This window comes from Pseudomonas sp. GW821-FHT09E04 (assembly GCF_059416185.1).
In genome coordinates this window covers 272,162-287,587 of the sequence record NZ_JBWKOR010000008.1, presented here as the reverse complement: position 1 = coordinate 287,587, position 15,426 = coordinate 272,162, and the positions used below count along the sequence as shown (strand labels likewise).

The 15,426-nt window shown below is 62.7% G+C and carries 19 protein-coding genes; 12 read left to right on the top strand and 7 right to left on the bottom strand.

Annotation, left to right across the window (positions count from 1 at the left end; genetic code table 11):
* The first annotated feature begins 21 nt into the window (after positions 1–21).
* On the top strand, positions 22–1,125 hold the full coding sequence (locus AC07N4_RS26900) for a sigma-54 interaction domain-containing protein (protein WP_096821136.1): 1,104 nt from the start codon (positions 22–24) through the stop codon (positions 1,123–1,125).
* Here the strand turns inward: AC07N4_RS26900 and AC07N4_RS26895 are convergent.
* The gene (locus AC07N4_RS26895) at positions 1,122–1,487 is read right to left on the bottom strand and encodes an antibiotic biosynthesis monooxygenase (protein ID WP_102620404.1); all 366 of its coding nucleotides are present in this window, start codon (positions 1,485–1,487) and stop codon (positions 1,122–1,124) included. The genes AC07N4_RS26900 and AC07N4_RS26895 overlap by 4 nt on opposite strands.
* Positions 1,488–1,577: 90 nt before the next feature.
* Here AC07N4_RS26895 and soxR point away from each other — a divergent pair, with 90 nt between their 5' ends.
* Entirely contained in the window at positions 1,578–2,036 is a 459-nt protein-coding gene (soxR, locus tag AC07N4_RS26890; RefSeq protein ID WP_493066416.1) for a redox-sensitive transcriptional activator SoxR, read from the top strand.
* 36 nt (positions 2,037–2,072) lie between these two features.
* On the opposite strand, the gene AC07N4_RS26885 is transcribed toward soxR, so the two are convergent.
* The 3 genes from AC07N4_RS26885 to AC07N4_RS26875 form a co-directional block, all read right to left on the bottom strand.
* Positions 2,073–2,843, bottom strand: coding sequence for a MetQ/NlpA family ABC transporter substrate-binding protein (locus tag AC07N4_RS26885; RefSeq protein WP_085710692.1), 771 nt, complete (start codon positions 2,841–2,843; stop codon positions 2,073–2,075).
* 75 nt (positions 2,844–2,918) lie between these two features.
* A complete protein-coding gene (locus AC07N4_RS26880; RefSeq protein ID WP_493066415.1) occupies positions 2,919–3,584 on the bottom strand; it encodes a methionine ABC transporter permease in 666 nt (221 codons plus the stop codon).
* Between the two features lie 2 nt (positions 3,585–3,586).
* Positions 3,587–4,801, bottom strand: a complete 1,215-nt coding sequence (locus tag AC07N4_RS26875) for an SfnB family sulfur acquisition oxidoreductase (RefSeq protein WP_493066414.1) — start codon at positions 4,799–4,801, stop codon at positions 3,587–3,589.
* 272 nt (positions 4,802–5,073) lie between these two features.
* Here AC07N4_RS26875 and AC07N4_RS26870 point away from each other — a divergent pair, with 272 nt between their 5' ends.
* From AC07N4_RS26870 to AC07N4_RS26825, 10 genes are all read left to right on the top strand, one after another.
* Positions 5,074–5,532 carry a VOC family protein gene (locus AC07N4_RS26870; protein WP_096821131.1) on the top strand — a complete coding sequence of 153 codons (459 nt, stop codon included), beginning with the start codon at positions 5,074–5,076 and terminating at the stop codon, positions 5,530–5,532.
* A gap of 143 nt (positions 5,533–5,675) precedes the next feature.
* Positions 5,676–6,551 carry an alpha/beta fold hydrolase gene (locus AC07N4_RS26865; RefSeq protein ID WP_493066413.1) on the top strand — a complete coding sequence of 292 codons (876 nt, stop codon included), beginning with the start codon at positions 5,676–5,678 and terminating at the stop codon, positions 6,549–6,551.
* Between the two features lie 224 nt (positions 6,552–6,775).
* Positions 6,776–7,975 carry a PepSY-associated TM helix domain-containing protein gene (locus AC07N4_RS26860; RefSeq protein WP_493066412.1) on the top strand — a complete coding sequence of 400 codons (1,200 nt, stop codon included), beginning with the start codon at positions 6,776–6,778 and terminating at the stop codon, positions 7,973–7,975.
* Positions 7,976–7,989: 14 nt separating this feature from the next.
* Positions 7,990–8,514 (top strand): PA2404 family protein, encoded by a 525-nt coding sequence (locus tag AC07N4_RS26855; RefSeq protein ID WP_173861326.1) that lies wholly within the window; start codon positions 7,990–7,992, stop codon positions 8,512–8,514.
* Positions 8,511–8,843 (top strand): hypothetical protein, encoded by a 333-nt coding sequence (locus tag AC07N4_RS26850; protein ID WP_096821127.1) that lies wholly within the window; start codon positions 8,511–8,513, stop codon positions 8,841–8,843. Before AC07N4_RS26855 ends, AC07N4_RS26850 begins: the two co-directional genes overlap by 4 nt.
* Positions 8,840–9,415, top strand: a complete 576-nt coding sequence (locus AC07N4_RS26845) for a DUF6162 family protein (protein WP_493066411.1) — start codon at positions 8,840–8,842, stop codon at positions 9,413–9,415. Before AC07N4_RS26850 ends, AC07N4_RS26845 begins: the two co-directional genes overlap by 4 nt.
* Before the next feature lie 35 nt (positions 9,416–9,450).
* Positions 9,451–10,380 carry a metal ABC transporter substrate-binding protein gene (locus AC07N4_RS26840; RefSeq protein WP_102620413.1) on the top strand — a complete coding sequence of 310 codons (930 nt, stop codon included), beginning with the start codon at positions 9,451–9,453 and terminating at the stop codon, positions 10,378–10,380.
* On the top strand, positions 10,377–11,120 hold the full coding sequence (locus AC07N4_RS26835; protein WP_273540246.1) for a metal ABC transporter ATP-binding protein: 744 nt from the start codon (positions 10,377–10,379) through the stop codon (positions 11,118–11,120). Before AC07N4_RS26840 ends, AC07N4_RS26835 begins: the two co-directional genes overlap by 4 nt.
* Positions 11,120–12,019 (top strand): metal ABC transporter permease, encoded by a 900-nt coding sequence (locus AC07N4_RS26830; RefSeq protein WP_102620415.1) that lies wholly within the window; start codon positions 11,120–11,122, stop codon positions 12,017–12,019. The genes AC07N4_RS26835 and AC07N4_RS26830 overlap by 1 nt, the downstream gene beginning before the upstream one ends.
* Positions 12,020–12,925 carry a metal ABC transporter substrate-binding protein gene (locus tag AC07N4_RS26825; protein WP_493066410.1) on the top strand — a complete coding sequence of 302 codons (906 nt, stop codon included), beginning with the start codon at positions 12,020–12,022 and terminating at the stop codon, positions 12,923–12,925.
* A gap of 71 nt (positions 12,926–12,996) precedes the next feature.
* On the opposite strand, the gene AC07N4_RS26820 is transcribed toward AC07N4_RS26825, so the two are convergent.
* The 3 genes from AC07N4_RS26820 to AC07N4_RS26810 form a co-directional block, all read right to left on the bottom strand.
* Positions 12,997–13,221: an MbtH family protein gene (locus tag AC07N4_RS26820; RefSeq protein ID WP_085730638.1), complete on the bottom strand. Its 225-nt coding sequence runs from the start codon at positions 13,219–13,221 to the stop codon at positions 12,997–12,999.
* Positions 13,222–13,304: 83 nt separating this feature from the next.
* Complete coding sequence (locus AC07N4_RS26815) at positions 13,305–14,717, bottom strand: aspartate aminotransferase family protein (RefSeq protein ID WP_192552118.1); 1,413 nt, start codon at positions 14,715–14,717, stop codon at positions 13,305–13,307.
* Between the two features lie 143 nt (positions 14,718–14,860).
* Positions 14,861–15,346: a GNAT family N-acetyltransferase gene (locus AC07N4_RS26810; RefSeq protein ID WP_493066409.1), complete on the bottom strand. Its 486-nt coding sequence runs from the start codon at positions 15,344–15,346 to the stop codon at positions 14,861–14,863.
* Positions 15,347–15,426 lie beyond the last annotated feature (80 nt).

The window sequence follows — 15,426 nt, the reverse complement described above, 5'->3', positions numbered from 1 at the left end:
TCCTTTCGTGGAGCGAGACCCATGCAACTGCTGACCCTACCGCCCTCACCCGCCCTGGCCACTTCGATTCGCGCCACCGCCCAGGTCTTCGAAGACCCGAAGTCCCAGGCCTTGCTCGCGCATCTGCAACAAGTCGCGCCGAGCGAAGCCAGTGTGCTGATCATCGGCGAAACCGGCACCGGCAAGGAGTTGGTGGCGCGGCACATCCACAACCTGAGCAACCGGCGCAACCGACCATTCATTGCGGTGAACTGCGGGGCGTTCTCCGAATCACTGGTGGAAGCCGAACTGTTCGGCCACGAAAAAGGCGCCTTCACCGGCGCCCTCAGCGCCAAGGCCGGGTGGTTCGAAGAGGCGGATGGCGGCACCTTGTTCCTCGATGAGATCGGCGATTTGCCGATGGCGATCCAGGTCAAATTGCTGCGGGTATTGCAGGAGCGTGAAGTGGTGCGACTGGGTTCGCGCAAGAGCATTCCCATCGATGTACGGGTGCTGGCGGCGACCAACGTGCAACTGGAGAAAGCCATCAACGCCGGGCATTTCCGCGAGGATCTGTATTACCGGCTGAACGTGGTCAATCTGGAGCTGAGCCCGTTGCGCGACCGACCCGGCGACATCCTGCCGCTGACCCGGCACTTTATCGAAGCTTACAGTCAGCGTCTGGGTTACGGACGCATCACCATCAGCCCCGGCGCCGAGCACAAACTGCGCGGCTACAGTTGGCCGGGCAACATCCGCGAACTGGAAAACGTCATCCACCACACGCTGCTGATCTGCCGCAACGGCGTGATCGAGCGCGATGATCTGCGCCTGTCGAACTTGCGTATCGATCGCCCGGACGACCAGCATTCCAATGTCGACGACTCACCGGAAGCGCTACTCGAACGCGCTTTCCAGAAGCTCTTCGAACAACAGGCCGGCGCGCTGCATGAAAAGGTCGAGGACGCGTTGCTGCGTTCGGCCTATCGCTTCTGCCACTACAACCAGGTGCACACCGCCGCGCTGCTCGGCCTGAGCCGTAACGTGACCCGCACGCGGCTGATCAAGATCGGCGAACTGGCAGTCAACAAGCGACGACCCACAGAAAACCTGCAAGGCGAACGCTTGATCCAGTTGTCGATCTAGCCCACCAATTGGCAGTGCAAGCCATCGTCATGACTGCGGGCGATGCTGCTCAGCACCTGGAATGAACCGAAGGTCACGGTGCGCGCCTGATGGGTGCGGATCAACTGCCAGAAGTCCTGCTCGCCGGTTTCGAAACTCTGGAACGCCGCCTCCCCCGCCTCGCGGGATTGCCATTGCAGGAACCCCAACACACGCCGGCCATCGTCACTGGCCTGAACGCTGGCGCTGACGAATCCGGCATAACGCTGGGCCAGACGCTCGGTCTGCACGGTCAGCGCCGAGACCAGCGCCGGTTGTTGGGCGGGTTCGATTTCAAATTCGATCAATTGGGTGAAGCTGCGGTTTTTCGCTGGTGCTTGCATGACATCCCCACTCTGTCAGGTGAATCTTGCGGTTCGAAGGCCTGCAGGGTAAAACCTCGAGTTAACTAGAGGTCAAGGGGCAATGTTCAAATGGTCGCAGCGGAAAATGTGCACAGGCAACTCACCGTCGGCGAAGTCGCGGCCCGCAGTGGCGTGGCCGTCACTGCCCTGCATTTCTATGAATCCAAAGGTTTGATCAAAAGCCAGCGCAATGCCGGCAACCAGCGGCGTTACCCACGGGAAGTGTTGCGGCGGGTGGCGTTGATCAAGGTGGCGCAACGGCTGGGCATTCCACTGGCGGAAATCGGCGAGGCGTTGAAACAGTTGCCGGACAACCGCGCACCGACGGCGGCGGACTGGAAAGTGTTGTCGGAACAGTGGCGGCGGGAGCTGGATGAGCGAATCAATCAGTTGATGCTGCTTCGGGATCGACTGACCGGCTGCATCGGTTGCGGATGCCTGTCGATGGAGGCGTGTCCGCTGCGCAATCAGGGGGATGTGCTGGGCGAACAGGGGCCAGGAGCGCACTTTCTCGATATCCCCACCTGAGGGCTCCCTTTTCGTGGGAGCCCTCAGATCACTCCATCAGAAGCCCGGCGCAATCTGCCCTTTGTAGCGGGTCAGAATGAACTGACGCACTTCATCGGAATTCAACGCCTTGGCCAGTTTCTGCAGGCCCGGATCGTTGATGTTGTCGGGACGTGCGACCAGAAACTCGATGTACAGGCTTTTGCCCTTCTCGACGATTAGCGCGCTGTTGGTGTCGATCCCGGCTTCCAGCGCGTAGTTGGCGAACACGAAGGCCAGGTCCACCTGACTCACGGAACGGGCCAGCAACGCACCTTCCAGTTCACGGATTTTCAGGTGCTTGGGGTTTTCGACGATGTCGCGCTGGGTGGCCAGGGTGTTGCTCGGATCCTTGAGTTTGATCAGCCCCGCCTCGTGCAACAGCACCAGGGCGCGGCCGGTGTTCACCGGGTCGTTGGGGATCGACACGCTCGCGCCGTCCTTCAGCTCCGAAATGTTCTTGATCTTGGTCGAGTAGGCGCCGAACGGTTCGATGTGCACGCCGACGACCGGCACCAGATTGGTATGGCGGGTCTTGTTGAAATCATCGAGAAACGGCCGGTACTGGTAATAGTTGGCGTCGAGATTTTTCAGCGCCAGTTGCTGGTTGGGCTGGATGAAGTCGGTGAAGACCTTGATGTCCAGATCCACGCCTTCCTTGGCCAGGGTCGGTTTGACGAACTCGAGGATTTCCGCGTGCGGCACCGGGGTGGCACCGACGATCAGTTTTTCGTTGGCGTGAGCGCCGAACGACAGAACGGCAGCCAGAACGGCCAGGGTCTTTTTCATGTTGTGCTCCAAGGCAGATTTGAGTGGCCGTCGTGGGGTGAACGTGGGGCCTTTTATGGGTTGAACTTGTTTTTGTCAGCGTCGGCTGAAGTGCGCCACCAGACGGTCTCCGGTCATTTGCAGGACCTGTACCAGAATCAGCAGCAACACCACGGTGACCACCATCACGTCGGTCTGAAAGCGCTGATAGCCGTAGCGGATCGCCAGATCGCCGAGCCCGCCGCCACCGATCACGCCGGCCATCGCCGTGTAATCCACCAGCACGATGGCGGTGACCGTCACCGCCGCCAGCAACCCGCCCCGGGCTTCCGGCAACAGCGTGTGGCGAATGATCTGCCAAGTGTTGGCGCCCATCGCCTGGGTCGCCTCGACCACGCCGCGATCGACTTCGCGCAACGCGGTTTCCACCAGTCGCGCAAAGAACGGTGTGCAGCCGACCACCAATGGCGGAATGGTGCCCGGCACGCCCAGCGAAGTGCCCACCAGCAGCGTGGTCAGCGGAATCAACACGATCAGCAAAATGATGAACGGCAGCGAACGCAGCATGTTCACGATCACCGACAGCACCCGGTACACGCCGACCGTTTCATGCAACTGGCGCTTGCCGGTGAGAAACAGCAGCAGCCCCAGCGGCAAGCCCAGCAACACCGTGAACAGCAGCGCCGCGCCGAGCATGCTCAGGGTGTCGAGACAGGCCTGGGCAATGTCGGTCCAGTAAAGGTGTTTGAACCACTCGGCCATGATCAGGACCAGTCGTGGCGCGGTGGCTTGACGCCGTTGAGCAGCCAGTTGCCGACCACGTGATACTTCCAGCGCACCGGGTCATGCAGGGTGTGGACCCGGGCGTTGCGCCAGTGACGGTCGAAGTTGTGCTTCTTCAGGGTCGAGCGGGTGCCACCGAGTTCGAACAACTTGTTGCTGGCCTCGATGGCGATTTCGGTGGTCAGCACTTTGGCCTTGGCCACGGCCAGGGACGCCAGCGCGACGTTGTCTTCATCGGGCGCCGGGCGCGCGGCGTCGAGCGCCCAACCGGCGCGTTCGAGCAGGGCTTCGGCGGCTTCCAGACGGATTTCCAGTGCGCCGATCTGAATGATCGTCAGCGGATCTTCGCTGGCCTTGTCCACCCCCGCGTCGATCCATGGCCGGGCAAACTGACGAACGAATTCAACGGTGTCGCGCAGCGCCGCCCGGGCGATGCCGGCGTCGATGGCGGCGGTGGTCAACTGGGCGAACGGTCCGGCCAGGGTCGGGCTTTCGTAGGAGCGATAAGTCGGGAACAGATTGAACGGCGCCACCTGCAGATCTTCTGCCAGCACCGTACCGCTGGACGTGGTGCGCTGGCCGATGCTGTCCCAGTCATCAACGATCACCAGCCCTTTCGTGCCACGTTCGACAAAGGCCAACTGGCCCTTCTGTTCTTCATCCAGCGCCAGCACCGCCAGCCAGTGGGCGTAGAGCGAACCGGTGCAGTAACCCTTGCGGCCGTTGATCACGAATCCGTCGCCATAACGGCGGATGGTTGCCTGAATGTCCTGCACGTTCTTGCCGCCGGTTTCCGACAGCGCATTGGCGAAACGATGACCTTGCAGCGCCAGTTCGAAGAAATGCGCCTGCTGCGCCGGCGTGCCTTGCAGGCGGATGTCTTCGAGCAGGCAGTAATGGTTTTGCGGGATCTGTCCGAGGGACGGATCGGCGGCGGAAATAATCGCGATCACCTGGGCCAGCACCGCGTAGGACACCTGGGCGCCGCCGTACTCCTTCGGCACGCTGATGCCCCACAGACCACTGTTGGAATACAGGTCGACGATCTCGGCGGGCACTTCACGGCTGCGGTCGCGCTCGGCGGCGTGCTCCTGCAAAACGGCGGCGACCTGTTCGGCCACGCGCAAGGCTTCGGCGGCGTCGGCGATACGGTGGGCGGCCGGCGGGTTGATCGGATAAACGGCAGATTCAGACATGGATGACTCTCGGTATCGGTGTTGTACCGGGTCATTGCAGCTTCTGTGCCTGACTGACAGGCCTTGTTTTTCGGGGCTTTCAGCGGACTTCCGCAGGATAGAACGATGAAAACCCGCGCATTCTGTTGCTTCACTGTCGATGGCTGAACACTGCTCGTCGGGTACTCGGTCGGGCCGGCGACACACGCCTATAGTTGAGCGACCGGTAACCCCGGCGAAGGCACACCTTCAACCCCCCATAAAATCAGGGCGACAAAAACAAGGAGTACGCCATGAGCGTTCAACCTATTCCCGAGGGGTATCACAGCATTACCCCGTATCTCGGCATCCATAAGGCCGCCGAGGCCATCGATTTCTATAAAAAGGCGTTCGGTGCCACCGAAGTCATGCGCCTGGCCATGCCCGACGGCGGTATCGGCCACGCCGAACTGCGCATCGGTGACAGCGCAATCATGCTCGGCTCGCCGTGCGATCAAGGTCCGTTGAGCAATCCGGACAAAGCCGTGTCCGTCGGCTTGCATCTGTACGTGACCGATGTCGACAAGTCGTTCCAGCGCGCACTGGATGCCGGGGCGACAGCCGTGTCCGAGGTCAAGGATCAGTTCTACGGCGACCGCAGCGGTACATTGAAAGATCCGTACGGGCATCTGTGGTTTCTGGCAACGCGCAAGGAGGACCTGACCCAGGAGCAGATCGAGCAGCGGGCGAAAGAGCTGTTCCAGCAGGGTTAGCAACAACGAATGTCCATTCCCGCGCAACGCGCGGGGATGGGCGAACACGATTCATGAACCGTCGAACCACGCTTCACGCCTTGTCATGAACGCCCGGCGATTTCAGGATGCAGGCCAACCGCCTGAATAAAGGATCACCCCCGATGTTTGCCGGATTCGTCAAAGACCAGCGCCACGTCAACGGCGTGGACATCACCTACCGCATCAAAGGCAGCGGGCCGGGCCTGCTGTTGTTGCACGGGCACCCGCAGACCCACGTCATCTGGCACAAGGTCGCCGAGCAACTGGCGGAGCACTTCACCGTGGTCGCCGCCGACCTGCGCGGTTACGGCGACAGCGGCCGACCGCCGGCCGATGAGCGGCACACCAGCTATTCCAAACGCGAAATGGCCCGCGACGGCGTGGAACTGATGCAAGCGCTGGGCTTTACGCAGTTCTCGATCCTCGCCCACGACCGTGGGGCCCGAGTCGCCCATCGCCTGGCCCTCGATCATCCCGCCACCGTGCAACGCATGGTGTTGCTGGACATTGCGCCGACCCTGGCGATGTACAGCCAGACCAACGAAGCCTTCGCCCGGGCCTACTGGCACTGGTTTTTCCTGATCCGCCCGGCGCCGCTGCCGGAAACCCTGATCGAAGCCGATCCCGAAGCCTATCTGCGCAGCGTCATGGGCAGCCGCAGCGCCGGGCTCAAGCCGTTCACTGACGAAGCGTTCGCTGAATACCTGCGTTGCCTGAGCCTGCCCGGCAGCGCTCGTGGGATCTGCGAGGACTACCGGGCCAGTGCCGACATCGACCTGGAACATGACCGCGCCGACCTCGAGGCCGGCCATCATCTGAGCTTGCCGCTGCTGGTGCTGTGGGGCGCCGAAGGCACGGTCGGTCGTTGCTTCGACCCGCTCAGGGAATGGCAACAAGTGGCCACCGATGTGCGCGGCAAGTCTCTGCCCGCCGGCCACTACCTCGCCGAAGAAGTCCCAGAACTGTTGCTCGCCGAAGCGTTGGCATTCCTGCGCTGAGCCATCCTTTCCTACCGCTCACCACAACGCCGACCGGCGTCGTGGTGAGATTGCGGTCGCGAAACATTTACTTTCACATCCTTCATCGGGATTTGCTTCGGTCATCCGTCTTATAGAGATGCGGGCCAGTCGCGTAGGCAAAAGCCACGACCGGCCCATCAGGGACTCCCGCGCTGCGAAGCCCGTAGTGGCCGAGTCCTCTCACCGAATCAAGACCCGTCATCATGTCGAAGAAATCCCGCTCGAAACTGTGGTTCCTGGTACACAGCTGGCTGGCGTTGCCGATCTGGTTTTTTGTTCTGATTGTCTGCGTCACCGGCACCCTGGCGGTGGTCAGCCAGGAAATCGTCTGGCTGGTGAACCCGCAAATGCGCGCCACCCAACCCTCTGACGATGCCCCGCTACTGGGCTACGACCAGGTCATCGCCGCGATCAAGACTGCCGAGCCGCAGTTGCTGGTCGAACGCATCAGTCGCCCCGACGAATCGCATTTCGCGCTGGAGGTGAACGTCAGTCAGCCTGACGGGCGCTCGGTGACGGTCTACGTCAACCCTTACACCGGTGTGATTCAGGGCACCGCACCAGACTTCAATTTCCGTGCCTTCACCCGAGCCTTGCACGGCTGGTGGCTGGTGCCGTTCACCAACGGTTACAGCTGGGGCTGGTATCTGGTGTCGTTTCTGGCACTGCCGATGCTGGCGTCACTGGTAACCGGGCTGGTGGTCTACAAACGTTTCTGGAAGGGCTTTTTCAGCCCGACCCTGCGCCTGCGTCACGGTGCGCGGATTTTCTGGGGCGATTTCCACCGCCTCAGTGGCATCTGGTCGATCTGGTTCATCGCGGTGATCTCCGTCACCGCCGTGTGGTTCCTGATCGAAGCCATTCTTTCCGACAACCATATTTCCATCTCCAGCGAGCCGATCATCGCGGCCATGTCCCGTGAAGGCGTGCCGTTGTCCGCCGATGGTTCGCCACCGCCACGGGTCAGCCTGGACCACGCTATCGAAATCGCCCAGCAACGGATTCCCGGGTTCGAAGCCAGCACCATCAATCTGCCCGGCAACGCCTACAGCCACCTCGATATCCGGGGACGCGGCTGGTATCCGCTGATGTTCCAGTCAGCCACGCTCAATCCCTACAGCGGTGAAGTAGCCGCCTCGCGCCTGCTCTCCGATCGGACCTCCCTGGAGTTCGTCACCGAGTCCATGCGTCCGCTGCACACCGGCGACTTCGGCGGACTGTGGATCAAGCTGATCTGGTTCTTCTTCGGGCTGGTGCTGAGCATGATGGTCCTCAGCGGGCTGTTGATCTGGACCAAGCGCACCGCGCTGGCGACCGCCAACGCCCTCAAGCGCGAGAACAAGAAACAGCGCGTTCAGGTACAACCGGCCCTGCACCATGAACCGTCGGAGGCCAACCTGTGAGCAAGTCCACCCCCATGGTTCAGCCTTCGCGGCTGAGCGCGATCTGGCATAAATGGCGCTTCCACATCAACGTGCTGCTGTTGCTGATTCCGCTGGGATTCATGCCCAGGTACTTCGCCGATCAGGCGTTGTTTCGCGGTGACAGCGGGCTGGGTGAGCGCGAGATCGGCGAAGTCCAGGTGGGTCCGTGGAGCCTGCGTCTGGCCGAGTTTCGCAACGAAGCGCCGCTTCCCGATGGCGCAGCCGGCTATCTGAAGGGTTTTAGCGCCGCGCTGTGCGAGGCCTGTGTCGAACAGGTCAAGGCCACCTACCTGCGCATCGGCAAGCCACGCAGCCTGCGCGCCGCCGGTTCGATCTTCTTCGGCACGCCTTACAGCATGGGCACGCAAATGCCTGTCCCGGACAAAACCAAAGCTGACGCCGAACTGTGGATCACCATGGAAGGCTGGGACGGCAGCATGCACCAAGCCTCGATTCCGCTGAGCCAGGCCTCCCCCGCCACTATTGCCTGGCTGAACAAACAAGGAGCCAAACCATGAGCCGCCCTTCCCGTCTGAGCATGAGCACTGCATTGCTGGTGCTGTGTGCCGGTTTCAGCGCCAGCGCCCTGGCCCACAACCCGATGTGCGAGTGCAAGGCCATCGATGCCGAGCAGATCAAATGCACCGGCGGTTTCTCCGACGGCAGCGGCGCGCCGGGGGTGACCCTCGATGTGATCGGCTACGACGAAACCATCCTGGTGCCGGGCAAGCTCGGCGCCGATTCGACCCTGACCTTCAAGAAACCCGGCGCCGAGTTCTACGTGCTGTTCGACGCTGGCCCCGGCCATGTCGTCGAAATCGACCAAGCGGATATCGAAGCCCCATGACCACGCCGACCACTCAAGTTGTTCGCCCGGCCGGTGCCGGCCATGAAACCCTCAATGTGCTGCTGATGTGCCTGCTGATCCTCGCGGTCGCCGGCTCCGTGGTGGCGTGGCGCGGGGTGTCCCACGAACCCGAACCGGTTTCCAGCCATCAGCTCGACGCCCGCCGCGACCTCGGCGCCAGCGAGCAAGGCATCTACGCCGACCTGCGAGTAACCCTCGACGAGATCCACCTGTTGCGTGAAGAACAGCAAGCGCTGCCGACCCCGCAAAACCTGGCGGATGAAGGTTTCGCGCCGTTCGCCCAGGACGCCAGCTCCGTGAGCCGTGGCGGCCATGCCTGGCAATTGCTGGCCGACACCGCCTACTTCGGCCACAGCCAGGCACCCGCCGTGGCCGGCTCGTTTCTGATGCGCCTGAACGCTGCAGATGACGCCACGCCGGACATCTGGCTCAACCGCGCCGCCGATCTGCAAGCGCCGACAGACCTGTCCGACGCAGCACTGACCGCTGCCGGATGGAAACAGATCGTCGCGCAATTCGATGCCGGGGTGACCCGCGAACATCGTCATTGAACCCTCGCCTTCATTCGAGAGAAGACCGCTTGCCCATGCCTAGTTCATCTCAACGCCGTCCTTTCCTGCGCCTGCTGCTGATCGGCCTGTGCGCCTGCCTGCTGAGCCCGCTGGCCAGCGCCGATCCGGCCAAACGCCTGCGCATCGGCATCACCCTGCACCCTTATTACAGCTATGTGGCGAACATCGTCGGCGACAAGGCCGACGTCGTGCCGCTGATTCCCGCCGGCTTCAACCCGCACGCCTACGAACCCCGTGCCGAAGACATCAAGCGCATCAGCGGGCTGGACGTGATCGTGCTCAACGGCGTCGGCCATGACGACTTCGCCGACCGCATGATCGCCGCCAGCGAAACGCCGAACATCAAGACCATCGAAGCCAACGAAAACGTGCCGCTGCTGGCCGCCACCGGAGTCGCAGCGCGCGGTGCCGGCAAAGTGGTGAACCCGCACACGTTCCTGTCGATCAGCGCCTCGATTGCCCAGGTCAACAACATCGCCCGGGAACTCGGCAAGCTCGACCCGGATAACGCCAAAACCTACACGCAGAACGCCCGCGCCTACGGCAAACGCCTGCGGCAGATGCGCGCCGACGCCTTGGCAAAACTGACCCAGGCGCCAAACGCCGAACTGCGGGTCGCCACGGTGCACGCCGCTTACGACTACCTGCTGCGCGAGTTCGGCCTGGAAGTGACGGCGGTGGTCGAGCCGGCCCACGGCATCGAGCCCAGCCCGAGCCAGTTGAAGAAAACCATCGATCAACTGCGCGAACTGGATGTGAAGGTGATCTTCTCCGAGATGGATTTCCCGTCCACTTACGTCGAGACCATTCAACGCGAATCCGGTGTGAAGCTGTACCCGCTGTCGCACATTTCCTACGGCGAATACACCGCCGACAAGTACGAAAAGGAAATGACCGGCAACCTCAACACCGTCGTTCGGGCAATTCAGGAGTCCGGCGCATGACGGCTCAGGAAAACCTCTCAATCATCAGCAGTGGCCCGACCCTGGAATTTGCCGAGGTCAGCCTGACCCTCGGTCGCACCACGATTCTGGACAAGGTGACCTTCCAGGTGCAGCCCGGCAGCGTGCATGCACTGGTCGGCCCCAACGGCGGCGGCAAGAGCTCGCTGATCAAGACCCTGCTCGGGCAGATGCCGCATCAGGGTCGGCTCAGCCTGCAATGGCCCGGCGAGCCCGGCACTATCGGCTACGTGCCGCAGGCGCTGGAATTCGATCGAGGTCTGCCGATGACCGTCGATGATTTCATGGCCGCCATGTGTCAGCGTCGCCCGGCGTTTCTCGGCCTGAGCAAACGCTACGCCGGCGCCATCGGTGAGGCGCTGGAGCGGGTCGGCATGCAGGACAAACGCAAGCGCAGGATGGGCGCGCTGTCCGGCGGTGAGCGCCAGCGGGTGCTGCTCGCTCAAGGCCTGATCCCCGCCCCGCAATTGCTGGTGCTCGATGAGCCGATGTCGGCCCTGGACGAAGCCGGGATCCAGGTATTCGAACGCCTGCTCGGCGACTGGCGCGCGGCGGGCATCACCGTGCTGTGGATCGAACACGATCTGGAAGCCGTCGGGCGTCTGGCCAATCGCGTCACCGGCCTCAACCGCCGGGTGCTGTTCGACGCCACCCCGCAACAGGCCCTGACCCCGGAACGCCTGCTGACCCTGTTCTCGACCCATCCACGGAGCGCTGCCTGATGAGTTACGAAGCCTTTCGTTTGATGGTGCAGGGCTGGGCCACCTCCGGTTACCTGCCGGAAGCCCTGGCCTACGGTTTTGTGGTCAACGCGCTGCTCGCCGGCCTGTTGATCGGCCCGGTGCTCGGCGGTCTCGGCACGTTGGTGGTGGTCAAGCGCTTTGCGTTTTTCTCCGAGGCGGTCGGTCACGCGGCGCTGACCGGCGTGGCCATCGGCATCCTGCTCGGCGAACCCTACACCGGGCCGTACGGCAGCCTGTTCGGCTACTGCCTGTTGTTCGGCATCCTGCTCAATTACCTGCGCAACCGTACCGGCCTGGCCCCGGACACGCTGATCGGCGTGTTCCTGTCGGTGTCCCTGGCGCTGGGTGCCAGCCTGCTGCTGATCCTGGCGGGCAAGATCAACGTGCACATTCTGGAAAACGTACTGTTCGGCTCGGTGCTGACGGTCAACGGCAATGATCTGGCGGTGCTGGCCATCGTCGGTTCGCTGGTGATGGCCCTGGCCTTGCCGCTGTACAACCGCATCATGCTCGCCAGTTTCAACCCACAACTGGCAGCGGTGCGCGGTGTTGCCGTGAAGACTCTGGATTACCTGTTCGTGATTCTGGTGACCCTGATCACCGTCGCGGCGGTAAAAGTCATTGGTGCGATTCTGGTCGGTGCGCTGCTGGTGATTCCGGCAGCGGCGGCACGTCTGCTCAGCCAGTCGCTCAAAGGCTTTTTCTGGTGTTCGGTGCTGATTGCCACGATCAGTACGCTGTGCGGGATTCTTGCGCCGATCGTGTTCGACCTGCCGATTCCGTCCGGTGCCGCGATCATCCTCGTCGCCGGCATCGGTTTCGCCCTCGCCGCGATTGCCCGGGGCGTCGTCCCCAGTCTGAAAGGGAACCTTGGATAAATGGCTTTTTCATTGCGACAACTGACCCTGGCCATCGCCCTGTGCAGCGTGACCACGACCAACGTATTCGCCGCCGAAAGCGCCAAACCGCTGCGGGTGCTGGCCTCGTTGCCAATCACCTACGGTCTGGGCGAAGTGTTGCTCAAGGGCACCGACATCAGCCTCGAACGCGCAGCGCCGGCAAATCTGCCGGGCAGCCGCCAGACCGCGTACTTCACCGGGCGCGGTGCTCCAGAGCTGAGCAAACTGGCCACCGGCGCCGATGCGGTGATCGGCGTGCGCTCGCTGTGGGCCGATGATCCGCTGTACCCGATTGCCCGACGCAGCAACATCCGCATCGTCGAAGTCGATGCCGCCCGCCCGGTGGACGGCGCCCTGCCCGGCATCGCCGTGCAACCGGGGCTGAACGTCGATGGCCTGAACAGCCAACCGTGGCTGGCCAGCAACAACATGGGGCGCATGGCCGACGTGATGGCGGCGGACCTGGTGCGCCTGGCACCGAAGGACAAACCGAAGATCGAAGCCAACCTGGCCGCACTGAAACAGCGCCTGCTGAAACTCAGTGCCGACAGCGAAGCGCGCCTGGCCAGTGCCGACAATCTGAGCGTGATGAGCCTGAGCGATCACTTCGGCTATCTGATCGGCAGCCTGAATCTGGAGTTGGTCGGGCAGGACCCGCGACCGGATGCCGAATGGACACCGGAAGATCTGAAGAAGTTGACCGCCACGCTCAAGGACAACGACGTGGCGGTGGTGCTGCACCATCGGCAACCGTCGGACGCCGTGAAAGCGGCAATTGCCGAGTCGGGCAGTCATTTGCTGGTGCTGAGCACCGATGCGGCGGATCCTGTGGCAGAACTGGAAGGGAATGTGGATGCACTGCTCAAGGGCTTGAGCGGCGCGTAACACCGTTCCTCCGGACATGAAAAAACCCGCTGACTGTTTCCAGTCCAGCGGGTTTCTTTTTGGCCGGTGACTTACTGTGCAGCCGCTTGCGCTTCCATCTTCTGGCGCAGGCTTAGCGGACGCATGTCAGTCCAGGTTTCTTCGATGTAGGCCAGGCATTCCTTTTTCAGGCCGCTCTTGCCCACGGTGCGCCAGCCTTCCGGAATAGCCTTGTAATCCGGCCAGATCGAGTACTGCTCTTCGTGGTTGACCACGACCTGAAAGAGGATGTCCTCGCGGTCGAATACTGACGTCATGCTGTGTCTCCATCGTTGTAGGGGTGGGCTGCACGGTGGGTGCAGCCGGGTATGTAGAAGGAACGTTCGGCGCGGCGAAAAATTTACAGGGCAGCGGTCGCGGCACTCAGTGCACGACCGAAGATCTCGGCGACGCGGTCGATTTCAGCGGCGGTGATCACCAGTGGCGGCAGGAACCGCACCACCGCGCCATGCCGCCCGCCCAATTCCAGAATCAGGCCACGCTTGAGGCATTCGCGCTGTACCAGCGGCGCCAGACGTGCGAAGGCCGGTGGATGGCCCAGCGCATCCGGCGCACCGTTCGGATCGACCAGCTCGACACCGAGCATCAGGCCACGACCACGAATGTCACCCAGTTGCGGGAAGTCACGCTGCAGGATGTGCAGGTGCTCGCTCAGGCGTTCGCCCATGGCGGCGGCGTGTTCGCAGACCTTGTGTTCGACCAGGTAACGCATCACCGCGGAACCGGCGGCCATCGCCATCTGGTTGCCACGGAAGGTGCCGGCATGAGCGCCCGGCTGCCAGGTGTCGAGCCAGTCGCGGTAAACCACCACCGCCAGCGGCAGGCTGCCGCCGATGGCTTTGGACAGCACGACCACGTCCGGGGTGATGCCGGCGTGCTCGAAGGCGAACATCTTGCCGGTGCGGGCGAAACCGCTCTGGATCTCGTCGACGATCAGTGCAACACCCGCCTTTTCGGTGATGCGACGCAGACCGCGCAGCCACTCGATGTCCGCCGGAATCACACCGCCCTCGCCCTGCACCGCCTCGACGATCACCGCCGCCGGCAATTGCACCCCGGCCTCCGGGTCGTTGAGCAGGTTTTCCAGGTAACTCAGGTTGGCCTTCACACCCGCCGCGCCACCGAGGCCGAACGGGCAACGGTAGTCGTACGGGAACGGCATGAATTGCACGCCGTTGCTGAGCAGCGCGCCCAACGGTTTTTTCGGACCAAGGCTGCCCATCAGGCTCAACGCGCCCTGACTCATGCCGTGGTAACCGCCGGAGAACGACAGCACGGTGCTGCGTCCGGTGGCGGTACGTACCAGTTTCAGCGCGGCTTCCACGGCGTCGGTGCCGGTCGGGCCGCAGAACTGGATTTTCGCTTCCTTGGCCAATGCTGGCGGCAGCAACCCGAACAGGTCCTGAACAAATTGATCCTTCACCGGCGTGGTCAGGTCGAGGGTGTGCAGCGGCAGCTCATCGGCCAGCACCTGCTGGATGGCCTCGATCACCACCGGATGGTTGTGCCCCAGCGCCAGGGTGCCGGCACCGGCCAGGCAATCGATGAAGGTGCGGCCTTCAACGTCTTCGACATACAGCCCCTTGGCACGCTTCAGCGCCAGGGGAATGCGCCGCGGGTAGCTGCGGGCATTGGATTCCTGCTGGCTCTGGCGGGCCAGCAGCGGCGATTCATTGAACTGATACAGCGTTTCCGCCGGCGCGGAGGCGATCCGGGCCGACGACTCTTCGATAAGGCTGGTGGCGACTGACATCTCTCGACCCCTCAATTCGCTATGGATAGTGACCAAAACTGCACACCGCACAGGTGCGCGTTCCGGTCGCGGGGCGCACATGCAGGTTTTCCTGTTCTGGAAACGCACCAGCCCCTCAAGGATTTACACCCTTGAGCGAGTTGTCATGCCGACAGCGGCAGCGACTTGTGCATCGGCAGGCTGCGCATGCCGTGGCGAATGAGCGGCGGCGCCGATTCGCGATACCCCAGACGCCGATAAAAGGCTTCACCGGTGCGGGTGCTGGTGAGCACGGAACGGGCGCTGCCGAGAGTCAGCAGCCAGCCTTCAAGGTCAGCCATCAGGGCCCGGCCGACGCCCCGGCGAAACCATTCCGGCTGCACATGACAAAGGGTGACATCGCCGTCGGCCAGCGCCATGCCGACGCCCACCGGTCGGCCCTGCATCAGGGCGATGTTCAGATAACGCTGTGGATCGGTGAGCCAGGCACTGATGTGTTCCGGCGATTGCTGGCGGATCCAGGCATCGACAAGGTGGGGGTCGTTACGATGGTCGAGCGCACAACCGACGCGGATCGAACGCTCGATGATGCGGCTGATGATGCCGGCATCGGCCGGGGTGGCCGGGCAAATGTAGATGGATGCATCCATGGCGCTGTTTCCCTCAATCCATTGAGTCAAAGGCTGGGGCGACAATAGCGTCGTGGCCGGCCGATGACCAATGGAGAGAG